This is a genomic window from Pseudoalteromonas sp. meg-B1 (assembly GCF_003173795.1).
GTDB classification, from domain to species: domain Bacteria; phylum Pseudomonadota; class Gammaproteobacteria; order Enterobacterales; family Alteromonadaceae; genus Pseudoalteromonas; species Pseudoalteromonas undina.
Map to the genome: position 1 here is coordinate 377,731 of NZ_QGQU01000004.1, position 22,144 is coordinate 399,874.

The window sequence follows — 22,144 nt, forward strand, 5'->3', positions numbered from 1 at the left end:
AAGCGAATCCTATGAGCTATGTTTAATCAACACATCAAAAATAACCATGTCATTTTAAGCCACCCTCAATATAGCACCGAAATAGAGTTAGATTGGTTTGACCCCGATTTCTGGCAACAACAGCAAAAAATTGTCGGGGCTAAAAAAGGGCGTGCAACTGCTTGGTTTTTTAAACACGCAGATTTAACGGCTGTGTTACGCCATTATTGGCGTGGCGGCTTCATAGGCAAGCTACTTAGTGACCAATATTTATATTGGGGACTTGAGCATACCCGCGTTTATCAAGAATTTAGCTTAATGACGCAATTAATAGAGTTAGGTTTAAATGTACCAAAGCCCATTGCAGCTAAAGTGAGCCGACATGGCTTCATTTACCGAGGTGATATTATTACTGAAGCAATCAGCGGCGCTAAAAGTATATTAGATATACTGATTGAGCGCACATTGAGTGAAGCTGAGATAAAAAAAATAGCACAAACTGTTGCCCAATTTCATAATAAAGGGGTGTATCACGCTGATTTAAATATTAATAATATTTTATTTGATGACTCTGGCGACGTTTACATTATCGACTTTGACCGTGGCGAAATAAAAGTGCCCAATAAAAAATGGCAACAAAGCAACATGTCTCGCCTACAGCGCTCCTTTTTAAAAGAGCAAAGCCGCAACAGCCACTTTCATTGGCAGCAAAACGATTGGCAAACATTACATAATGACTATAACCAAGAGCTCGAATGCTAATATTCAGCGCGCCATTGCTAAATATTGGTCTGCTACAGCATCTGCAGAGACCTTTTTCAAAATAGTGGCCTTTTTCATATCGGGGCTATCAATTAAAACGTCTTCAATGGCCTTTGCTAATAAGTCACTTTGCTCTGTTGGTACCAGATATTTGCTTAATTCTTCGGTTAATATTTCATTGGGACCAAAATTACAATTAGTACTTACCACGGGTGTACCTATGGCTATAGCTTCAATTAATACGGTTGGTAGCCCTTCAAAGTCAGAACTTAATACAAGAGCTTTAGCCTGCTTAATCCAGTTATAAGGATTTTGTTCGAATCCAGGAACAATAAGTTGATTTTCGATTCCGTATTGTTTGGCTAACTTAAATGCTTTCTCTTTCTTATTACACAATAATACTAATTTATATTTTTTATCTAATTTAGCAAATGCAGCAAACAGAACATCATGACGTTTTTGTTTAGCAAATCGTCCAACATGAATAAGATAAGGAGAGGTCGGTATGTTGATATTTACCTCATTTGCTTGCTCATTCATAATTTTAAAATTAAAAGGATTGTAAATAGTTGTCATTGCGCTGGGGGTAATTAAAGGGCTCTGGCGTATTTCCTCTTCAACACCTTTTGAAACACAGATCAAAGACTTCCCATTTAAATTTTGTTTGCTTCTTTTAAGATATAAATAAGAAAATGGACCTAATTTTTTTTGCCTAGCAAGTTCAGCATTAACTGAGTTATGAACAACAAAATGGATATTTTCTATTTTACTTTTTGCTAATAAGTTATTACTACGATCTAAATTAGAAAGTACTAAATCAATAGAACCAAGTTGAAGTAACTTTTGCTCAAACCATGTCTCTAATACTTTAACATTCTTTTTTATCTGCCAAAATCGATCAACTTTTGTTGCTCGACCTGAAAATAAACTTTCAACAGATAAGGTGTTTGGAATGTCATATTCAATATTTTGCGCCAATGACAAAATAGTCACATTGTGGGCTTTTGATACCATTTCCTGCGCCAAAGTAAGCATTACTTTTTCAGCGCCACCACCAACGAGGGAGTCAATTACAATAACAATATTCATAGCTTATTTCCTATTAACAACGCTTTTACTCCTTTCGTTATGACATCAAAGCTATGCACACTTTCTAACGACTTGTATTGGCCAACCGTATTATTATAATTTGGTTCCAAGAGTAGCTCTTTTATTTTTTGGGTAATATCTAAAATATCAAGCTCAGCCTCTTTAACAACACCGGTACTCGCACAACGAACAACTCGCTCATTTTGATCTTTTGAAATAGCACATGCTATCGTTGGCGTTTGTAAAGCAATGGCTTGAAGTAAAGTATCGCCCGCGCTTAATAATGCCACCTTAGCCTGACTTAGTAAGGCTAAAAATTCAGTCCCCTCTTGGCTTGGCAAACAAATTAACTCATCGCTTTTAGGTAACGACTTAGTGTAATTAGGACCAAACACCACAACCCCTTTTAAACCTGTTTCTTTCGCAATATTCAGTCCTGCTTTATAGTAGATATCAGCACAGTTTTGTCCATTAAGAGTGTGCCCACCAGAGCCTGCGTTAACAATAAAGAACTCTTTCTCTTTCAATTGATAACGGGTTAGTGCATCGGATTTTTGTTGCGCTGATGCAAACACTGTAAATGGCCCGACATTAGCAGGATAGGCCAGAGACAACATGCTCAATTTTAGCTTTTCATACCACGAAAGAGGTTCAATACAGTAATCAGGCTGAACCACCCAATGAGTATCAATAAGGCCCGCTCTATTAAGCTTTAAACCTTTTGCTCGCTTTTTTGCATGCTGTGAAATAAAAACAACTTTAGCACCCACTTTTTTTGCAGCTTTCATTTGCTCAGCGCGTCCTGCACAATCAAATAGCACCGCATCTGGTTTGTATTGCTTAATAAACTGACATACGTGCGTATTTTCTTTTGTTGCCGATTGATTTAACAATAAGGTAGGGAATGGGCAGTTTTTAGCATAAGCCGTATGTTTATTTAAAATAAAATGAATATCTAACTGCTTGCCATACTCAGCCTTTAAGGTTTGAGCTAGCTGTAACGAGCGCATATATTCACCAATACCTTCTGGCGATGACACGGGAATAAATAAAAGTCGTTTGTTGCTCATTACTATCTCTATTTTTTCTTTGCTGCGAGTATATCAACGCCATCTTTTTAGCGATAGAGCCGCGGTGTTTTAATCTAATATATAGTAATATTTTTTTCTAATATCTCTTTAATGAGTTGATTTAATTACTGCAATAAAGGACGTAGATTGCTAAACTTGTTAGCAATTTCAATCATAAGGATCTGAGCTTTGCGAAACAAATTTTTTATACTTTCTTCGCTTTTTTGTGCCGTAACTACAACCGTAAATGCTGAACCTTGGGTAAAGCCTGATGATTATGCTCTTAGAGCAGATATACAACAGCTTGCCGATGCAGGTATAATTTTAGCGCCAGTAACAACGTACCCATTAATGTGGAAAAGCTTTATTAATGATGTAAACAATACTTCGTTAGAACAGTTATCTCCTCGCCTGCAGGATGCGTTATTACGTGTAAAACATCGTTATAAGTCAGAAAATAGCGGTTCGCATAGTGTACAGCTTTCGGCATTTGCCAGCTCAGATCCTCTTGTAGCCACTAGCTTTGGTGCCACCAATAGCCAAGAATCAGAGTTAACTGCTGCCTACGCTTATTTAGGACATAACTTTGCAGCTAAAATAGCGATTAATCATCGTAGTGATGGCAAAAACTGCTTAGTCGACGGTAAAACAACTGATGATATAGCTCAAAACGAGCAAGCACTAAAAGACTGCAATGATACCTCTCTAGATGACAGCTATTTAGCGTATCGTATGGGTAATTGGATTGTAAGAGCAGGTGCCGTTGAGCAATTTTGGGGGCCGGGTGTTGATAACAGCTTAATTATGTCTGGTAATGCAAAACCTTTACCTGCCATTAGTATTTCTCGTGAGCAAAGTAGTGCCTTTGAAACACCTTGGTTAAGTTGGATAGGTCAGTGGGGGTTTACTGCACAAATGGCTAAGCTGGAATCAACCCGCGTTATTCCTGATGCGTTATTGTGGAGCACTCGGGTTAACTTTCGCCCCGTTCAACAATTAGAAATAGCACTGAGCTGGTCAGCACAATGGGCTGGTAAGGGACAACCAAGCTCGGCTGGTGACTTTATTGATATGATTACCGGTGATACAAAATGTGTTGATGGCACTACTAATTGTGATAGCCAGTTAGAATCAAAAATAGGTAATCAATTAGCAGGTATTGATATTCGTTGGTCAGACACATTATTTAACCAACCTTATGCCGTTTATGCCAGCACGATTGGTGAAGATGCGAGCTCACAGTTTAAACCAGCTGATAGAGCGTACTTATTTGGCCTACAAACAACACATCGCGTTTACGAGCAGAATTTACTAGTCAACTTAGAATATATTGATACAGGTGTGTCTTGCTCTGCGGGGTCAACGACCGAAAACTGCTATTATGAGCACACTGATTACCAATCAGGGTATCGTTACCATGGTCGCCCTATCGGCTCTACCTATGATAATGATGCGCAATCGCTAGTGTTAACCGTACTTGGGCAACTCTCAAGCGGAACTGACTGGCAAGTAAAATTACGTGATGTAGACTACAACAGCGACAACCGTGATAGATACCCAAATAACCCAGACTTAGGTAACTCGATTACCAAAACAGCATTTAGCTCTAAACAGCTTGAAGTACGTTACAGAATGCTTGCCATGGGGGGGCGCTTAACCCTTGGCGGACTTGCCTCTAATAACGATGGAGCAGAAAACGATACGTCTGCATTTGCAAAGTTCGAATATAACTTTTAGTTTTGCAAGCATTAAAAAAGGGGATAAACCAAAGTTTATCCCCTTTTTTTGATTTCATTAGGGCCTGTTGACCTTTGCGGATTAGTATTTGTTCAAACTAGGGGCGATTTAATCGCGGCGCGAGATTTGTAACCTAGCGGGCTAAGTAAAAACCGAGCAACAAAGAGTAAATTGCCCCTAGGCAGAACCCTTTGGGCAGCGCCTGTTCGGCATTGATGCTGCGTTATCGCCTATTTATGGGGAATAACAACACTACATAGGCTCTGCCTTGCCTAAATACCAAACAGACTACTGCAAATTTAATCTTGAAAGATTAACAGGCCCTAAACTAGCTTTTAATTTTGCTAATCACTTTTGATGTAGAGCAACCATCTAAAAACTCAAGCACTTCTACTTTTCCGCCATGACGCAACACATGCTCGGCACCGGCAATTTGCTCAACAGTGTAATCACCACCTTTAACAAGAATATCTGGGCTAATTTGCTCAATTAGCTTTGCTGGTGTGTCATTTTCAGCCTCACTGCCAAACGGAATAACCCAATCAACTGAGGCTAATGCACTTAAAACCATAGCACGCTCATCTAATGGGTTAATTGGGCGCTCAGGGCCTTTTAAACGGGCAATGGATTCATCGTTATTTAAACCAACCACTAATCTATCACCACGCGCTTTAGCTTGCGCTAAATAGCGCACATGGCCTGCATGCAAAATATCAAAACAACCATTAGTAAATACAATGGTTTCTCCATTTTGCTTTGCAAATTCAATATGTTGTAATACATCATCAAATGGGGTTTGATAATGCTCGCCAGTGGCTTGTAAGTATTGGCCTAACTTGCGGCTCAACTCTTCAGGAGAAACCGTAGCCGCTCCCAATTTACTTACTGCAATACCGGCAGCTAAGTTTGCAATTTCGACTGCATCTTTGGCGGTCATACCCGCACCTAGCATTACAGCTAATGTAGCAATAACAGTATCGCCCGCACCGGTTACATCACTTACTTCGAGTTGTTGCGCTGCAAAGTCATGCTTTTGCGTTGCATCAATTAGCGACATACCTTGTTCTGAGCGTGTTAGTAGCATGGCGTTAATACCCGCATCACTAATCAGGGTACGCGCGCTGCTAGCAAGCAACTCTTCTGAACCAACCTGACCACCCGCTAATTTAAACTCATTTAAATTAGGGGTTATGTAATCAGCTCCACGGTACAACTCTAAATCAGATGATTTAGGGTCAACAAGCACGGTTTTACCTGCATCTTTAGCAACCGAAATCATTTTTTGGATTAGCGCGAGTGAGCCCTTGTTGTAATCAGAAAATACAATAAAGTCGTAATCACTCAGCACCAGCTCTAATCGATTTAATAACAACTGGCTATGAGACTCATTAAAAGCCTCTTCTAAATCTAAACGCACAACTTGTTGATGACGACTGATCACCCGCATTTTAGAAATAGTCGGCAAATCGCATACACTCACAAGCTGTGAATTTATTTTTTCACCCTCTAGAATGTTTTCTAAAATTTGTCCGCTTTCATCCTCGCCAATTAGGCCAAGTAAACCCACTTTGCCATCTAGTCGGGCTATATTTTTAGCCACATTGGCGGCACCACCGGCTTTGTCTTCAAATTTACTGACTTTTACAACGGGTACTGGTGCCTCCGGCGAAATACGGCCAGAATCACCATACCAGTAGCGGTCTAGCATAACGTCACCAACCACTAAAATACGCGCTGCTGATAAGTTTTTTAATAGCGATAAATCCATTACTGCTGCTCCGCAACAACCATATCCATGGCTTCACACAACCAATGGCCGATAAACATATGCGCCTCTTGGATACGGGCTGTTTCATCATTTTTAATAATAATAGGTAACTTGGCGATGTCTTTTACTTTCCCCCCATCGCGACCTGTAAATGCAACAGTGAATGCTCCTATTTTATTAGCGGCTTCTAACGCTAAATTAATATTATTACTGGTGCCCGATGTGGTTAAGCCAATTACAATATCTTCAGGTTTACATAGCGCCTGTACTTGGCGTTCAAATACTGTGTCAAAATGATAGTCATTACTATGCGCTGTTAAAATAGAGGTGTCTGTGGTTAGAGCAATAGACGCTAACGGTCCTCGCTCTAACTTATAACGTACCACAAACTCTGCAGCCAAATGCTGAGCATCAGCCGCACTGCCGCCATTACCAAACCAAACAACCTTACCACCAGCCTGTAAAGCACTATGACATGCTTCTAACAACTGCATTACCTCTTGATGATACGCCTCCATGGTTTCGAACAATACTTGGTGACGATTTAAACTTTCTAGGTAGCTAGTTGCCACTGAATCTATAATTGACATGAGATATTCCTCTTGGAACTGAAATGGCAGGAAAAATTAATTTCATTATTCCATAATTTTATAGCCAAATCACCTCTATATAACTAAATTAAAGTACGGGTAGAAAGTTATTATTCAGATAAAGAAGGTTTTTATCGTTGTTACCTTTTTCAAGTTGCTATTTTATATTTGTGTATTTAGAAAAAAACGATTTCACGCTAAACTAGCGCCACTTTCATTTATACAAAGCAACAGTATGGCACGCATTTTTTATTCACTCGCATTAATTATTATTAGCCCACTGATTGTATTTTACTTATATGTACTAAGAGGTAAAAAAAACGCAGGATATCGCGCTCACTTTAAGGAACGTTTTGGCTTCATAAGCCGCGCTTTATTTTCAAACAACAAACCAGTTGTATTTCATTGTGCTTCTGTGGGCGAGGTGTTAGCTGCAACCCCTTTAATTAAAGCCCTACAACATGAACAACCGCAGTTAAATATTTTAATTACCTGCAATACTCCAACAGGACGAGAGCAAGTTAGCGCACAATTTAAAAACAGCGTTGCTGTTAGTTATTTACCCATTGATTTTCCAATGGCCACCACTCGCTTTTTAAAACGAGTAAAACCGCAATTACTCTGTATTTTAGAAACTGAACTATGGCCGAACTTAATGGCTAATGCGCACAAACAAAATATACCTGTATTGGTAGTTAATGCACGACTATCTGAAAAGTCTCAGCAAGGCTACGAAAAAGTGGCCCAGCTAACTCGCAGTATCATGCAATCAATTACCGCACTTGCAAGTCACGACAAAACCGATGCAAATCGCTTTATTGAATTAGGGCTACCTGCTGAAAAAAGCCATGTAACGGGATCAATAAAATTTGATATTACCCCAACCACTGCACAACTCGATAAAGTAGCCTCTTTAAAGCAATATTATAAAAAAGCAGAACGCTTTATATGGGTCGCAGGTTCTACACACCCTATAGAGCATGAGTTTATTTTAGCAGCCCACCAGCAACTACTAGAAACACATCCTGACGCTTTACTGATCATTGCGCCACGTCACCCCGAACAATTTGATAAAGTTGCAGAGCTACTGACTCACTCGAATCTTAGCTTTAGTCGTCGCAGTCAAAAAAATTATAATAATGAACAAATTGTGTTAGCCGACACATTAGGTGAATTACAATATCTATATGGTGCCGCTAATATTAGTTTTATTGGTGGCAGTTTAATTCGTCGTGGTGGCCATAACCCATTAGAGTCGGCAGCTTTTTCAGTGGGTGTACTTACCGGCCCTCATACCTACAACTTTGACCATGTTTACCCTGAACTTATTAAACTCAAAGGCGCCCATGTGGTTGAAAATACTGACGAACTGGTGCTTGCATTGCTTCGCTTGATTAAAAACACCAAAGCGTGTGATATTCTTGGCAGTAAAGCAGCTCAGTGCGTTGCTAAAAACCAAGGCGCTATTGCCAAAACGCTTGCCATTATAACTCCTTATTTAGAGCCAAAATCGTGACCAACTTAGCTATATCTCAAACCCGTGAATGGGTAAGCGCTGTGATTGTAAAATACAATTTTTGTCCATTTGCCCGTAAAGAAGTTGAAAATAACTGCATTCACTACACCATTAGTAACACCTCAAAAATTGATGATGCTGTTATGGATATGCTTGAACAATGTACCCAGCTTGACCGTGATCCTCAGCGTGAAACAACTTTGTTAATATTTGATAATGGCTTTACTGATTTTGAAGATTTTTTAGACCTTGTTGACTTAGCCAATGCGCTATTAGTTGCACAAGGTTTTGAGGGGAAGTACCAAATTGCAAACTTTCATCCTGACTATGTTTTTGCTGATAGTGATGAAGATGACGCTGCAAATTATACTAATCGCTCGCCTTTTCCTACTTTACACTTAATACGTGAAGCAAGTATGAGCGCGGCACTAGATGAATACAACGAGCCGGAGTCAATTCCTGAACACAATATCAACTTAGCTCGCCGTAAGGGAATTCACTTTTGGCAGCAGCTACTTAAAAATTGCAAAAAACCGAGCGCATAAGCTCGGTTTTTGGTTTTTAATAATGCGCAGAGTTATTTTTTAACCCACTCACCATTAACTTCAACGAAATGCCCTGCTTGGGTTTTTTCAATGGTTTTTGCCGCCGCTAGTGCTTCTACTTGAGCAAGTGACAAGTTGTTCTTTTTCGCAAGTTTTAAATATTGTGCTTTGCGCTTTGCGTTAATTTCATCAACAACCGCTTTAGCCTCTGCATTTTGTACAACCAAACCTAAATAACCTGAGCTATTTTCACCCACAAGCCCTTGGTTTTTAGCATCATCTAAACTGATTGCCCAAGCAGAAAATGACAATAAAGCGGCACTTAAAAGTGTGATCACGTTTAACTTTTTATTTTTTAATAAACTCATAATTGCTCCTTAGAATAACTCACTGTCATCGCTAAATAAGTCATCTAGCTCTTTATCAACTTTTACGCGAATTTCATGATCAACCTTCACATTTAAATTAATGGTGATAGGCTCTTTCGCTGCCACTTCAACGCGGTGCGTACATGCACTAAGCAACCCCAGTGCTGTAAGTATTATCAGCCATTTAGTCATTTTTAGTTCCTTTTGTTGAATACTCTTGTTCAACTTTTTGAGTAATTTCATCACTTAAGCGCAATGCTCTTAAGAGTGTAAAAACATTTTCTTCATGGTTGTAATTAAAGTTAACTTGCTGCGCCTGTTCCTTATTGTATCCCTTTAAGTTTACACCTAAATAAAGCCAACCGTCAGGCTTTAAGTCAACACTACTGTTTAAGCTCTGAATGTCTAAATCTTCCAACAAGCTTAAAATCGGGTCCAGTTCTTGTTGCTGAGCTTTAACTGCATCAAAAGCTGCATTGTCAGTAATAACTAGTTTACCTGTTCCTTTGTTAGATAATTCACCAGATTTTACCGAAATACCTTTTTGATCAAAGTAAACAGGTAAGCGGCCATTCACTCGACCAGTTAGTGTAATGCCTGATTTATCATCTAAGGTAATAAGTTTACTCGCATCAATATTTTCAAATGTGACCAAAGACTGCTGCGCTTTTTCCGTCACTTTGTAGCTATCCAAAGCAAAACGACCACCAAGTACATCAGCAGTTATTTTTTCAGCGCGAGCAATAGAGTTCTCAACACTAAAATTACCGACAATGTTACTCACAACAGCACCTGCTCGTAACTCATTTAATTCAAATGTAGTAGGAGCCACATTAAGCTGCCCTGAATCATAAGAACCCGTTAAGCGAGTGCTAAAATGCTTAGCTAAATAATCGTTGTATAAGCCACTTACCTGTTCGACTTGAAATGCAAAATCAGCCTGCTGTAAATTAACATCTCCGCGAACAACCCCATTAAAGCTACCATCGGTCAGCGTGGCTAATGGTTCAAACTGCTGTAAAACAGGGTTAAATTTAGTCACAGCTTGATCTGCAACTGTTATCTCAAATGGGTGTTCCACAGCAGATATGTGGTGACTGGCTACCAACTCAATACCATCAATAAATACATGATGTGAGGCTTGAAGCGCCCGACTTTGCAGGCCTTTAGAGCTTATGCGAATATTACTTAGGTTTAAAAAGTCACTGTTAAGTTGGGTAAGTTTAGTTTCACTGTTTAAATCGACAAATAATTCGCCAACAGCCAAACTAGAAGATGCTGATAATTGATTATTTACACCACGCACTTGGTATTGCTCATAAGCCGCTGAGCGTAAATGGCTATCCAAGCTTGCGTTGATATTTTGTTTATCGTCAATCTCAGTCGTAAACTGTGCCTTGTAGCCCTTTACTGTTAATTTATCAAAACTAAGCTCAGCAAAACCAATCTCGCTGGTTATTTTCGCATTTTTTTTATGTTGTAAAACATTCTCTATTTGAAATAGGCCAGTGCTTGCTACCTTTTTAGCTGATGCGGGTAAAAAACCAGGCAGCTCATCGACGTTTAATTGGTAGTTGCCATTCACAGCCAAGTTATTTAAAGCTGCATCTATTTCTATATGCTCAATGTCTTCACTGATAAACAATAACTTAATATTGCCTTTGGCATACTCTAACGGCTGCTGAATATTAATTGCTAGGTTTTTCAGGCTCAGCTTCGTTTCACTATTTTTAGTGTTTAATAGCATTGACGGTATAACAAGTTGTCCGTTTTCAAACTTTACCGTATCACTGAGCATCAATTGCCATTTTAACGGCAGTTGCTTGGCTACAAATTCACGCTGTGATTGATTGTTTATAAGCGCCAAACAATCACTATCAAACGTTACCAAGCTGGTTAATTGCTGTGTATTTAACAAGGCTTTTTTATCGTTAAAGTGATAGTAAATATTCATATCACCAAAAGCCTTTAGCGTTGCTGGGCATTTACTAAATTGCTGTGTAAACTCAGCATCTATGTTTGATTTTATATCAACGGATAACCCATCAAAGGTGAACTCATGCCCACTGTTTAATGAAAGCGCGGGTACCGGCTTTATCTTTCTTAGTAATCCATCAACTAACTTAAAGTGACCAGTAATTTTATGATTGCTGACTGTTACCTCTGCGATTGCATCACCTGAAATCACAAATGTATTTAGCTTCTCTTCACCAATGCTAACTACCAGTTCATCATGAAGTTGTGGGTGGGTAATTAACAATCTTTTGATATCAATTTTCGGCCGCTCTTTGGGTAAACTAAGTGCCAGCTTTTTGAAGGAATTATTACTTGCTGAGACACTCTCGCTATCATTTAAACGAAGATTAGCGCGGCCAACAGTTATTTTTTTTGTATCAGCCACAATGCCACCAAGCTCAATTTTATGGCCTTGGTAAGTCAAACATAATCGGTTTACGTTTAAGCTAATATTTGAGTTTAGTGACCAATCTAAACAATGTAGTTCAACGCCAGATTGGCTCAAAGATGGCGCTATAGCCCATTGAGTTATAGGCATACGAAATACATAACCCAGTGTTAAAACACTCAGAAATAAAAACACGATTCCCCATGCGATGCGTTTGATCATACTATCCTTATTGAACCTTGAACCTTGAACCTTGAACCTTGAACCTTGAACAGTCTAAACAAAAAAGGCTGCACAAGGCAGCCTTTTTATCTTACATTTAGATCATGAATCCAGCGTGTATATTAACCTACATTTTTACGCGCATTTCTAAACATACGCATCCATGGGCTATCCTCGGCCCACTCATCTGGGTGCCAAGAGTTAGCAACCGCACGGAATACACGTTCAGGGTGTGGCATCATTACAGTTGCACGACCATCTGTTGATGTAATACCGGTGATCCCTTCAGGTGAACCATTCGGGTTTGCTGGGTACTGTGTTGTTGGGTTACCGTAGTTATCAACAAACTTAACCGCTACGGTGCCGCTTGCAAGTGCAGCCTTAGTTGCCGCATCATTTGCAAATTCTGCATGACCTTCACCATGTGAAACTGCAATTGGCATACGTGAACCTGCCATACCATTAAAGAACACCGATGGGTTTTCTTGAATTTCAACCAGACTAAAGCGTGCTTCAAAACGCTCTGACTTATTAGTTACAAAGCGCGGCCAATGTTCAGTACCTGGAATCAACTCTTTTAATGTTGATAGCATTTGACAACCGTTACATACACCTAAGCTAAAGGTATCTTCACGATGGAAGAAGCTTTGGAACTGATCGCGTGCCATATCGTTAAACAATATTGACTTAGCCCAGCCTTCACCGGCGCCTAATACGTCACCGTAAGAGAAGCCACCACACGCCACTAAACCTTTGAACTGTTCAAGCGTTAAACGACCTTCTAAAATATCACTCATGTGAACATCTACCGCAGCAAAACCAGCACGGTTAAACGCAGCAGCCATTTCTAGGTGCGAGTTAACGCCCTGCTCACGTAAAATAGCCATTTGTGGCTTAGCACCTGTCGCAATGTACGGTGCAGCAATATCTTCGTTTAAGTCAAAGTTAAGTTTAACGTTTAAGCCTGGGTCTTTTGCATCAAATTTAGCGTCAAACTCTTGCTTAGCACACTCAGGGTTATCACGACGCGCTTGCATCTGATAGGTTGTTTCGGCCCAAATTGTACGAAGCTCAGTACGAGTATGATTAAGTACTGTTTGCTCACCACGATTAAATACAATGTTATCGTCATTATTAAGCGAGCCAATCACATGGCTAATTGCGGCAACACCATGCTGCTCAAATACAGCATTTACAGCATCTAAATCAGCATTTGCAACTTGAATTACAGCACCTAACTCTTCGTTATAAAGCGCTTCAATATCCGAGCCAGTCAAAGTCGCTAAATCAACGGTTACACCGGTGTGGCCGGTAAACGCCATTTCAGCGATAGTAGTAAACAAGCCACCGTCTGAACGATCGTGATACGCAAGTAGCTTACTATCAGCCACTAGCGCCTGCATAGCATTGTAAAAGCCTTTTAGTAACTCAGGGCTGTCTACATCAGGAGTAACATCACCAAGCTGCTTATAAACTTGTGCAAGGCTTGATGCGCCCATACGGTTTTTACCCGCACCTAAATCAACTAATATAAGCGATGTCTCGCCTTTATCAGTGCGCAGCTGTGGAGTCACCGTTTTACGCACATCATCAACGCGGCCAAACGCTGTAATAATCAGTGATAAAGGTGATGTTACTGATTGCTCAGTTGTATCATCTTCATTTTTCCATGTCGTTTTCATCGACATCGAGTCTTTACCTACAGGTATAGTTAAACCAAGTGCTGGACATAACTCTTCACCAACAGCTTTTACCGCTTCATATAAACCTGCGTCTTCGCCAGGGTGACCCGCAGCCGCCATCCAGTTTGCAGATAACTTAATGTTTTCTAAGTCACCAATATTAGCACCAGCAATATTTGTAAGAGACTCAGCCACAGCCAAACGTGCTGAGGCGCCATAATTAAGTAATGCCGCTGGAGTACGTTCACCTAGTGACATAGCTTCACCGTGGTAAGTATCGTAAGTTGCTGCGGTAACTGCACAGTTAGCCACAGGCACTTGCCAAGGGCCTACCATTTGATCGCGCGCTACTAAACCAGTTACAGAGCGATCGCCAATAGTAATCAGGAAGGTTTTTTCTGCAATGGTTGGTAAACGTAATAAACGCTGCGCTGCATCCGCAGGATTAATAGCATCCATATCAAGTGCAGTGCCTACTACTTGTTGCGAAGTAACATCACGATGCATTTTAGGTGCTTTACCTAATAATACATCCAGTGGTAAATCTACAGGGCTGTTATCAAAATGACTATCCGCAACCGTTAAATGACGCTCTTCTGTTGCTTCACCAATAACTGCATATTGTGCGCGCTCACGCTTACAAATTGCTTCAAAGCGTGCAAAGTCTTCAACGCCCACAGCAAGCACATAGCGCTCTTGCGATTCATTACACCAAATTTCGTGTGGAGCCATGCCTGGCTCATCATTAGGGATATCGCGCAGCTGGAATTTACCACCACGGCCACCATCATCTACAAGCTCAGGGAATGCATTTGATAAACCACCAGCGCCCACATCATGTATAAACGCAATAGGATTTGCATCACCTAGCTGCCAACATTTGTCGATCACTTCTTGACAACGACGTTCCATTTCTGGGTTTTCACGTTGAACAGAAGCAAAATCTAAATCTTCGTTTGATTGACCCGATGCCATGCTAGATGCAGCACCACCGCCTAAACCAATGTTCATTGCAGGGCCGCCAAGCGCAATCAGTTTTGCGCCTACTGGAATATCGCCTTTTTGAACATGATCAGCACGAATATTACCTAAACCACCGGCAAGCATAATTGGCTTGTGGTAACCACGTACCTCTTCACCATTGTGACTCGTTACTTTTTCTTCGTATGTACGGAAATAACCTAAAAGATTAGGACGGCCAAACTCATTATTAAACGCAGCACCACCTAATGGGCCTTCAGTCATAATGTCTAGGGCATTAACAATACGGCCAGGCTTACCAAAATCACTCTCCCAAGGCTGTTCAAAACCTGGAATACGTAAATTAGATACAGTAAAACCTACCAAACCCGCTTTTGGTTTTGAACCACGGCCAGTTGCACCTTCATCGCGAATCTCACCGCCCGACCCTGTTGCCGCACCAGAAAAGGGCGCAATTGCCGTTGGGTGGTTATGGGTTTCAACCTTCATTAATATTTCAATGTCTTCTTGATGATACGCATATTCACCTTGCGCATTCGGGAAGAAGCGACCCGCCTTTGAGCCTTTCATTACGGCTGCATTATCTTTATAAGCAGACAATACATTTTCAGGATTATGCTCAAAGGTATTTTTAATCATTTTAAACAGCGACTTTGGCTGTTCAATACCATCAATAGTCCAATCAGCATTAAATATTTTATGACGACAATGCTCTGAGTTTGCTTGTGCAAACATGAATAATTCGATGTCGTTAGGATTGCGCCCTAACTTGATGAAGTTTTCAACTAAGTAGTCAATTTCATCATCAGCAAGTGCAAACCCTTGCTCTATATTGGCTACGGCTAATGCTTCACGGCCGCCACCTAAAATATCAACTGATGACATTTGGCGAGGTGCATCACTGCGAAATAACTGCGCGGCATCTTCTAATTTACTATGAGTAGCTTCGGTCATACGGTCATGAAGAAGCGCTGTAACCTGTGTAAGTTGCTCGGCGCTTAAATCACCTTCAACATAGTAAGCAATACCACGCTCAACTCGGTGAACTTGCTTAAGCCCACAGTTATGAGCGATATCAGTCGCTTTTGAAGCCCATGGCGAAATAGTACCAGGGCGAGGCGTTACTAATACCAACTGACCCGCTGGCGCATGCTCAGCAATTGTTGGTCCATAGGTTAATAACTTCTCAAGTTTGGTTTGCTCATCATTGTTTAATGGCGATGTTAAATCGGCAAAGTGAGCGTATTCGGCATATACATTGGTGACAGGAAGTTGCAATTGTTGGCAACGCGCTAAAATTTTATTAACTCTGAACTCTGAAAGTGCTGGTGCACCACGAAGGATCAACATAAGTAATTTCACCCGGGGTTAGGGATTGAACGATATTTTAGGCGCGTATTATAGTCCAAATTACTCTCAGATTTAACTCAAAAATGCGCTTTTCATTAAATTAACTTTTTCTTTTTGTTTACACCTATTTTTTACTGGCTGCGATTAAACGGTAAGTGACGTAATCAGTAAGTTTTGTTATAACAGGAGATACGATGCTAAAGAGGCGAATATGTTGAAGATAAAGCTAATAACAATCATTACGTTAGTCATCCTTTTGTGTGCCTGTAACACACAAGAGCAGTCAACACAGCTCGCCCAAATTAAATCAGAAAATAAAATTCGCGTTGGTACACTTGCCAGTGCAAGTAATTATTATCAAGCTGTTCAAGGAGAACAAGGCTTTGAATTTGAACTCTCTCAAGCATTCGCCGACTACCTTGGGGTAGAGCTTGAAATTGTGCCCTTTTTTAATTTATCCGATATGTTTGCGCGCTTAGATAGTGGCGATCTCGATTTAATTGCCTCTGGGCTTACTTTTAACAAGGCGCGCGCCAAACGTTACCGCTATGGCCCAACTTACAGAACGATAAGTCAAAAATTAGTTTTTAAACAAGGGCGTGAACGCCCTCGTGATTTTGATGATTTAACCGGAAACTTCACCGTTATCGCTAAAAGTAGTCATTCATTAACATTAGAAGAAATAAAACAAAACAACCCAGATTTAACTTGGAGTGAAACCGAAGAGTTTGATGAAGAAGAGTTATTACAAGCCGTTATTGATGGGGAAATAGATTACACCTTAGCGGATTCACATACATTAGCGTTGTTTAGGCGCTATCACCCTAACTTGAGTATTGGCTTTTCAGTTACCCGTAATGATTCAATTGCATGGATACTAAGAAAGTCGAATGATGACTCATTGTACGCATTGCTAGTTCCTTTTTTTGGTGAAGCAAAACAAAACAATCAACTTTATGTACTTGAAGAGAAGTACTTTGGCCATGTCCGTCAGTTTAATTACGTTAATACCTTAGCCTACATAGATGCAATAAAAGAGACACTGCCTAAATATCAGCCTTGGTTTATACAATATGCAGGTAGCCTTGATTGGCGCTTACTTGCTGCATTGAGTTACCAAGAGTCGATGTGGAACCCTCGAGCTAAATCGCCAACAGGTGTGCGTGGAATTATGATGCTAACAAGGCGCACAGCAAAACAAGTCGGTGTTACTAACCGCTTAGAGCCAGAACAAAACATACGTGGCGGTGCAAAATACTTAGCTAAATTAATTAAGCGTATACCAGATAGAATCCCGCAGCCTGATCGTACTTGGCTTGCACTTGCCGCTTATAATGTTGGTTGGGGGCACGTTAATGATGCCCGCATAATTACCGAACAACAGGGAGCTAGCCCTGATAAATGGGCTGACGTTAAAAAGCGCTTACCATTACTAGTAAAAAAACGTCACTACCGTAACACACGCTATGGCTATGCTCGCGGTGATGTTGCAGTGACTTATGTTGATAATATTCGTCGCTATTACGATGCGCTTGTTTGGCTAGATGAAAATAATGCAATGGCAACTATACCGCCAACTTCCGAAACAGAAAAAGAAAAAGAAACAAAAGATAAAAGCATTAAACCAGGTGATGCAAATCAACGTATTAGTGATGGCGTAGAAAAAGAAAAATAAAAGCGCTATGAAAATTTCGCGCTATATTAGCTACATGTTAGAAAAGCAAATAGTTGTTTACTTGCAATCAATTATTCAATAATCTGGCTCAATTGTATTAAAATCTGTGTCATCACCAAGCACATAAGGATAAGTAATGCTTAAACGTAGACGTACACATCAGCTTAAACGTTGTATAAAACACTCAACTGCCACTCGTCGTCGAGTGATGTTAAGAAACTTACATAAAAAGATAATTTGGCGCCGTCGTATGTTTGCTATGCAGCAAATGGCTGAGCTAGACGCCTTAATAGCAGCTGCAGACTAATCGTTGTTAAGGTTGCGAGCGGCTAGCTTTGCGGCTTTAATTTGTGCTCGGCGACGCTTAAAAAAACTAGAAATAGTCTCAGCACATTGTGTCTCTAAAACCCCACCCGTTATTTCTACTTGATGGTTTAAACGAGGTTCTTGCAACAAGTTCATAATAGAACCAGCAGAACCCGTTTTAGCATCGGCTGCACCAAATACTAAACGTTTAATTCGGCTGTGCACTAACAGACCTGCACACATAGAGCAAGGCTCTAACGTGACATACAAAGTGCAGTCAATTAAGCGATAGTTGTTAAGCACTTTTCCGGCTTCTCTTACCGCTATCATCTCAGCGTGGGCAGATGGGTCATTATCGGTAATTGAGCGATTATAACCCGCGCTTATAAGCTGATTATTTTTGACAATAATGGCGCCTACCGGGATCTCATCGAGTTGCTCTGCTTGTTTTGCATACACAAGGGCTTGTTCCATCCAATATTGGTCGTCAAATGGCTCTGTCATGATTATTACTTAACTATTTTTTATGCCGTAATTATACCAACTTACCGTAAAAAAATGCGTAATTGATCACTTTATTGCAAAAATAAAACAAATTTAAGTGGTTTACCATGGCCCATAAGGCGGGATTTACGCTATAATCTCTCGCTTTTTTTATTTAGCTCACAACACGGGTAGCAAATGAAATTTCCTGGACGCCGCAGGCATAAACATTATTTTCCAGTGGAAGCCAAAGATCCACTGACCAATCAACTTAACGCCACAGAACGATTACACCGCAGCTATATTACGGGGATCGATCAAATCGTTGTTGATATAGAAGCTAAGGTTGACCAAGCTTTTCTCGATGAATTTCAATTGCGCCGAGGGATGTCGCAAGTTATAGATAATGACATCACTAATGCTTTATACGATCGCTTAAAACTAAACGATATGGTCGATTACGAATTCGCAGGAGGAACCGTTGGCAACACGATGCACAACTATTCCGTACTTGCTGATGATCGTTCAGTACTACTAGGCGTAATGAGCGAAAATATAAAAATAGGCAGTTATGCTTATCGATTTTTATGTAATAACTCAAGTCGTGTAGATTTAGACTACTTACAACCAGTCGATGGTCCTATTGGCCGTTGCTTTACCTTGATTGATGAAACAGGTGAGCGCACGTTTGCTATTAGTGCTGGCCTGATGAATTACCTAAAGCCAGAGTCAATTGATAAAGAGCTAATAGAAGGCTCATCAGCATTAGTCATCAGTGCTTATTTAATGCGTACTCAAGGTGATGAAACCATGACCGAAGCGACTATGCAAGCAATCAAGTATGCTAACGATGCAAATGTACCGGTGGTATTAACTCTAGGGACTAAGTTTCTTATCGAGCAGGACCCGACATGGTGGGCTAACTTTGTAGAAAAGCATGTTGATATACTTGCTATGAACGAAGAAGAAGGCCAAGCAATTACTGGATATGAAGATCCACTTCTTGCTGCTGACAAAGCATTAGACTGGGTTGACTTAGTTATTTGTACAGCCGGTGAAAAAGGCTTATTTATGGCTGGCTTTGTTGATGACAGCTGCAAACGTGAAACAGAGTACCCATTATTACCGGGTGCTATACCAGATTTTAATCGTTATGAATTTTCACGTGCAATGCGTAAAATTGACTGTGAAAATCCTATAAAGGCATATAGCCATACTGCGCCGTTTATGGGTGGGCCTGACTCGATTAAAAATACCAATGGTGCCGGTGACTGTGCTTTAGCCGCGGTTTTACATGACTTATCAGCGAATGTTTATCATAAGTTGAATGTTGCTAATTCAGCAAAGCATCAGCAACAAGCCATTACCTACTCTTCGCTCGCACAAATTAGCAAATATGCTAACCGTGCAAGCTTTGAAGTACTTGTACAGCACTCTCCTCGCTTATCTCGTGGTTTGCCTGAGCGCGAAGATTGTTTAGAACAAGTGTATTGGGATCAATAAGATCCCATTACGCTAAACAAAGCTAAAATATAGATATATCAAGCTTTTTAGATAGCAGCTCTAATGCTGCTATTCCCGCCACTGAGTTACCAAAAGAGTTTAATCCTGGTGAATAGACTGCCACTGTAAATCTATTCGGCAACACCGCTAATATTGTTCCAGAAACACCTGATTTACCTGGCATGCCAACACGATAACCAAAGTCACCTGCTGCGTCATATAAGCCACTGGTAAACAACAACGAATTTAGTTGCTTGTTTTGACGACTAGAAAGTACTCGTTTATTCGAGCTGTAATCTATCCCTTTATTGGCTAAAAAATTGTACGCCTTGGCAAGTTCAATACAATTAAGTTCTATGGCACAAAAATTAAAATACGACCAAAGGACATCATCTACTTCATTCTCAAAGTTACCGAATGATTTCATTAAATGTGCCATTGCCGCATTTCTATGCCTAAACTCATATTCTGAGTTAGCCACTTGCTTGTCAATTACAATACTGCGATTACCTGATAAATCGCGAAATGTTTCAAGCATAGAGTGCATAGGTGCAGATAAACGACTATACAGAGCATCACAGGTAACAATCGCTCCCGCATTAATAAATGGGTTACGTGGAATCCCTTTTTCAAACTCAAGCTGTGTCAGAGAGTTAAACGCCGTACCAGAAGGCTCTTTGCCAACTCTATTCCATAATTCATCGCCATAGCGTTGCAACGCTAATGTCAGAGTCATTACTTTAGATACAGATTGAATTGTGAAACGTTGCTCACAATCACCGGCGCAGAAAATTTCTCCTTCCGTAGTATAAATAGCAATAGAGAACTGCTCAGGAGAAACCTCTGCCAATGCCGGTATATAATCGGCAACTTTACCCTGCGTTAGTAAAGGCTTAACCTCTTGAGTTATCTCATTTAACACTCGTTGGTAATCACTCGTTGGCAATCGACACCTCAATAATACGAAATCTAAAACTAAATTTTAACACGTCAGATCCATAACCGCATGGTAATGTTGAGCAAATAAGGGATTCGCTGATATCAATGAAAATATTTCACTACAAACTTCGAAACTATTACAGCATAAGTAAACCATAGTAAGGGCTTTAAGTTCCTACTTTTTTTACTTTAATCTGATGCCTTTAATTAGAGTCGGTGCGCTACTTCGTAGCGACAGCGCAGTAGAATGTCGCAGTGCCCACAGCGGTAAAAAGTCACATAGCAAATGCGATGCTATCATTGTGTCGGGGCGGCCTTCCGCGGGGCTCGCCTTCGAGCTGTTTTGTTTGACTACTGAGTTTGGCATGGGTTCTTGGCTATTTACTAAACCCCAGATAGCAAAAAACCCGTTACATTGCTGTAACGGGTTTCTTTAATTGGCTCCTGGTAATGTCATGGTGCCCACAGCGGTAGAAAGTCACATAACAAATGCCACACTATCATTGTGTCGGGGCGGCCTTCCGCGGGGCTCGCATTCGAGCTGTTTTGTTTGACTACTGAGTTTGGCATGGGTTCTTGGCTATTTACTAAACCCAAAATAGCAAAAAACCCGTTACATTGCTGTAACGGGTTTCTTTAATTGGATCCTGGTAATGTCCTACTTTCACATAACAAATGCTACACTATCATCGGCGCTGTTTCGTTTCACTACTGAGTTCGGCATGGGGTCAGGTGGGTCCAAAACGCTATTGTCACCAAGAAAATTCTTTTCAATTTTCTTATTATTAATTTTTTAAATTTAAAGTCTTTCGACTAAATTTGGAGCCTGGTAATGACCTACTTTCACATAACAAATGCTACACTATCATCGGCGCTGTTTCGTTTCACTACTGAGTTCGGCATGGGGTCAGGTGGGTCCAAAACGCTATTGTCACCAAGCAAATTTGGGTGTCAGTCCGTATCGCTACGTACTAACTAAAATTTGGAATTTCTGATAATAAAGTCTTCAAATATCTACTTTAGTTATATTAACTTCTTCGCTTGTTTCACTATCACATAAAACGCGTTTGGCGTTGTATGGTTAAGCCTCACGGGTAATTAGTACAAGTTAGCTTAATGGCTCACACCACTTCCACATCTTGCCTATCAACGTTGTAGTCTTCAACGGCCCTTCA

General features: G+C 40.4%; 17 protein-coding genes and 3 rRNA genes. 7 read left to right on the forward strand and 13 right to left on the reverse strand.

What is annotated here, in order from left to right:
- The first annotated feature begins 18 nt into the window (after positions 1-18).
- Complete coding sequence (locus tag DK924_RS15905; RefSeq protein ID WP_055013167.1) at positions 19-741, forward strand: 3-deoxy-D-manno-octulosonic acid kinase; 723 nt, start codon at positions 19-21, stop codon at positions 739-741.
- 3 nt (positions 742-744) lie between these two features.
- Here the strand turns inward: DK924_RS15905 and DK924_RS15910 are convergent, their stop codons facing one another.
- Together DK924_RS15910 and DK924_RS15915 are read right to left on the reverse strand one after the other, a co-directional pair.
- Positions 745-1,830, reverse strand: coding sequence for a glycosyltransferase (locus DK924_RS15910; protein ID WP_010390986.1), 1,086 nt, complete (start codon positions 1,828-1,830; stop codon positions 745-747).
- Positions 1,827-2,900, reverse strand: a complete 1,074-nt coding sequence (locus tag DK924_RS15915) for a glycosyltransferase (RefSeq protein ID WP_010390984.1) — start codon at positions 2,898-2,900, stop codon at positions 1,827-1,829. Before DK924_RS15915 ends, DK924_RS15910 begins: the two co-directional genes overlap by 4 nt.
- Positions 2,901-3,089: 189 nt before the next feature.
- Here DK924_RS15915 and DK924_RS15920 point away from each other — a divergent pair, with 189 nt between their 5' ends.
- On the forward strand, positions 3,090-4,637 hold the full coding sequence (locus tag DK924_RS15920; protein WP_010390982.1) for a capsule assembly Wzi family protein: 1,548 nt from the start codon (positions 3,090-3,092) through the stop codon (positions 4,635-4,637).
- Positions 4,638-4,965: 328 nt separating this feature from the next.
- Here DK924_RS15920 and hldE read toward each other — a convergent pair whose 3' ends face one another.
- Positions 4,966-6,405, reverse strand: coding sequence for a bifunctional D-glycero-beta-D-manno-heptose-7-phosphate kinase/D-glycero-beta-D-manno-heptose 1-phosphate adenylyltransferase HldE (gene hldE / locus DK924_RS15925; protein WP_010390981.1), 1,440 nt, complete (start codon positions 6,403-6,405; stop codon positions 4,966-4,968).
- Positions 6,405-6,995: an SIS domain-containing protein gene (locus DK924_RS15930; RefSeq protein ID WP_008115583.1), complete on the reverse strand. Its 591-nt coding sequence runs from the start codon at positions 6,993-6,995 to the stop codon at positions 6,405-6,407. The genes hldE and DK924_RS15930 overlap by 1 nt, the downstream gene beginning before the upstream one ends.
- 235 nt (positions 6,996-7,230) lie before the next feature.
- Between DK924_RS15930 and waaA the strand changes: the two genes are divergently transcribed.
- On the forward strand, positions 7,231-8,511 hold the full coding sequence (gene waaA, locus DK924_RS15935; protein ID WP_109875651.1) for a lipid IV(A) 3-deoxy-D-manno-octulosonic acid transferase: 1,281 nt from the start codon (positions 7,231-7,233) through the stop codon (positions 8,509-8,511).
- A complete protein-coding gene (locus tag DK924_RS15940) occupies positions 8,508-9,056 on the forward strand; it encodes a DUF1415 domain-containing protein (protein ID WP_055013165.1) in 549 nt (182 codons plus the stop codon). Before waaA ends, DK924_RS15940 begins: the two co-directional genes overlap by 4 nt.
- Before the next feature lie 32 nt (positions 9,057-9,088).
- On the opposite strand, the gene DK924_RS15945 is transcribed toward DK924_RS15940, so the two are convergent.
- The 4 genes from DK924_RS15945 to purL form a co-directional block, all read right to left on the reverse strand.
- Positions 9,089-9,424 carry a YdbL family protein gene (locus tag DK924_RS15945; RefSeq protein WP_010390976.1) on the reverse strand — a complete coding sequence of 112 codons (336 nt, stop codon included), beginning with the start codon at positions 9,422-9,424 and terminating at the stop codon, positions 9,089-9,091.
- 9 nt (positions 9,425-9,433) lie between these two features.
- Positions 9,434-9,616 (reverse strand): YnbE family lipoprotein, encoded by a 183-nt coding sequence (locus tag DK924_RS15950; RefSeq protein WP_008115575.1) that lies wholly within the window; start codon positions 9,614-9,616, stop codon positions 9,434-9,436.
- Positions 9,609-12,050: a YdbH domain-containing protein gene (locus tag DK924_RS15955; protein ID WP_109875652.1), complete on the reverse strand. Its 2,442-nt coding sequence runs from the start codon at positions 12,048-12,050 to the stop codon at positions 9,609-9,611. Before DK924_RS15955 ends, DK924_RS15950 begins: the two co-directional genes overlap by 8 nt.
- A 122-nt stretch (positions 12,051-12,172) precedes the next feature.
- Positions 12,173-16,063, reverse strand: coding sequence for a phosphoribosylformylglycinamidine synthase (gene purL, locus DK924_RS15960; RefSeq protein ID WP_109875653.1), 3,891 nt, complete (start codon positions 16,061-16,063; stop codon positions 12,173-12,175).
- Between the two features lie 211 nt (positions 16,064-16,274).
- On the opposite strand from purL, the gene mltF reads away from it, so the two are divergent.
- A complete protein-coding gene (gene mltF / locus DK924_RS15965; RefSeq protein ID WP_013464272.1) occupies positions 16,275-17,738 on the forward strand; it encodes a membrane-bound lytic murein transglycosylase MltF in 1,464 nt (487 codons plus the stop codon).
- Positions 17,739-17,874: 136 nt separating this feature from the next.
- Positions 17,875-18,045, forward strand: coding sequence for a hypothetical protein (locus DK924_RS18775; protein ID WP_008468235.1), 171 nt, complete (start codon positions 17,875-17,877; stop codon positions 18,043-18,045).
- On the opposite strand, the gene tadA is transcribed toward DK924_RS18775, so the two are convergent.
- Positions 18,042-18,548, reverse strand: coding sequence for a tRNA adenosine(34) deaminase TadA (tadA, locus tag DK924_RS15970; RefSeq protein WP_010390967.1), 507 nt, complete (start codon positions 18,546-18,548; stop codon positions 18,042-18,044). The genes DK924_RS18775 and tadA overlap by 4 nt on opposite strands.
- Positions 18,549-18,725: 177 nt before the next feature.
- Between tadA and DK924_RS15975 the strand changes: the two genes are divergently transcribed.
- Positions 18,726-20,030: an inosine/guanosine kinase gene (locus DK924_RS15975; protein ID WP_055013160.1), complete on the forward strand. Its 1,305-nt coding sequence runs from the start codon at positions 18,726-18,728 to the stop codon at positions 20,028-20,030.
- 22 nt (positions 20,031-20,052) lie between these two features.
- Here DK924_RS15975 and glsB read toward each other — a convergent pair whose 3' ends face one another.
- The 4 genes from glsB to DK924_RS15995 all read right to left on the reverse strand — a co-directional run.
- The gene (gene glsB, locus DK924_RS15980; RefSeq protein WP_109875654.1) at positions 20,053-20,976 is read right to left on the reverse strand and encodes a glutaminase B; all 924 of its coding nucleotides are present in this window, start codon (positions 20,974-20,976) and stop codon (positions 20,053-20,055) included.
- 638 nt (positions 20,977-21,614) lie between these two features.
- A 5S ribosomal RNA gene (gene rrf, locus DK924_RS15985) occupies positions 21,615-21,729 on the reverse strand.
- A 64-nt stretch (positions 21,730-21,793) separates the two neighbouring features.
- Positions 21,794-21,908, reverse strand: a 5S ribosomal RNA gene (gene rrf / locus DK924_RS15990).
- 138 nt (positions 21,909-22,046) lie between these two features.
- A 23S ribosomal RNA gene (locus DK924_RS15995) occupies positions 22,047-22,144 on the reverse strand; the annotation flags it as partial.

Bases quoted from the DNA above. Each gene is read 5' to 3' on its own strand.
- DK924_RS15905 (WP_055013167.1), top strand. From the start codon at position 19: ATGTTTAATCAACACATCAAAAATAACCATGTCATTTTAAGCCACCCT.
- DK924_RS15910 (WP_010390986.1), bottom strand. From the start codon at position 1,830: ATGAATATTGTTATTGTAATTGACTCCCTCGTTGGTGGTGGCGCTGAA.
- purL (WP_109875653.1), bottom strand. From the start codon at position 16,063: ATGTTGATCCTTCGTGGTGCACCAGCACTTTCAGAGTTCAGAGTTAAT.
- mltF (WP_013464272.1), top strand. From the start codon at position 16,275: ATGTTGAAGATAAAGCTAATAACAATCATTACGTTAGTCATCCTTTTG.
- hldE (WP_010390981.1), bottom strand. From the start codon at position 6,405: ATGGATTTATCGCTATTAAAAAACTTATCAGCAGCGCGTATTTTAGTG.
- tadA (WP_010390967.1), bottom strand. From the start codon at position 18,548: ATGACAGAGCCATTTGACGACCAATATTGGATGGAACAAGCCCTTGTG.
- DK924_RS15945 (WP_010390976.1), bottom strand. From the start codon at position 9,424: ATGAGTTTATTAAAAAATAAAAAGTTAAACGTGATCACACTTTTAAGT.
- DK924_RS15950 (WP_008115575.1), bottom strand. From the start codon at position 9,616: ATGACTAAATGGCTGATAATACTTACAGCACTGGGGTTGCTTAGTGCA.
- DK924_RS15975 (WP_055013160.1), top strand. From the start codon at position 18,726: ATGAAATTTCCTGGACGCCGCAGGCATAAACATTATTTTCCAGTGGAA.
- waaA (WP_109875651.1), top strand. From the start codon at position 7,231: ATGGCACGCATTTTTTATTCACTCGCATTAATTATTATTAGCCCACTG.
- DK924_RS15955 (WP_109875652.1), bottom strand. From the start codon at position 12,050: ATGATCAAACGCATCGCATGGGGAATCGTGTTTTTATTTCTGAGTGTT.
- DK924_RS18775 (WP_008468235.1), top strand. From the start codon at position 17,875: ATGCTTAAACGTAGACGTACACATCAGCTTAAACGTTGTATAAAACAC.
- DK924_RS15915 (WP_010390984.1), bottom strand. From the start codon at position 2,900: ATGAGCAACAAACGACTTTTATTTATTCCCGTGTCATCGCCAGAAGGT.
- DK924_RS15930 (WP_008115583.1), bottom strand. From the start codon at position 6,995: ATGTCAATTATAGATTCAGTGGCAACTAGCTACCTAGAAAGTTTAAAT.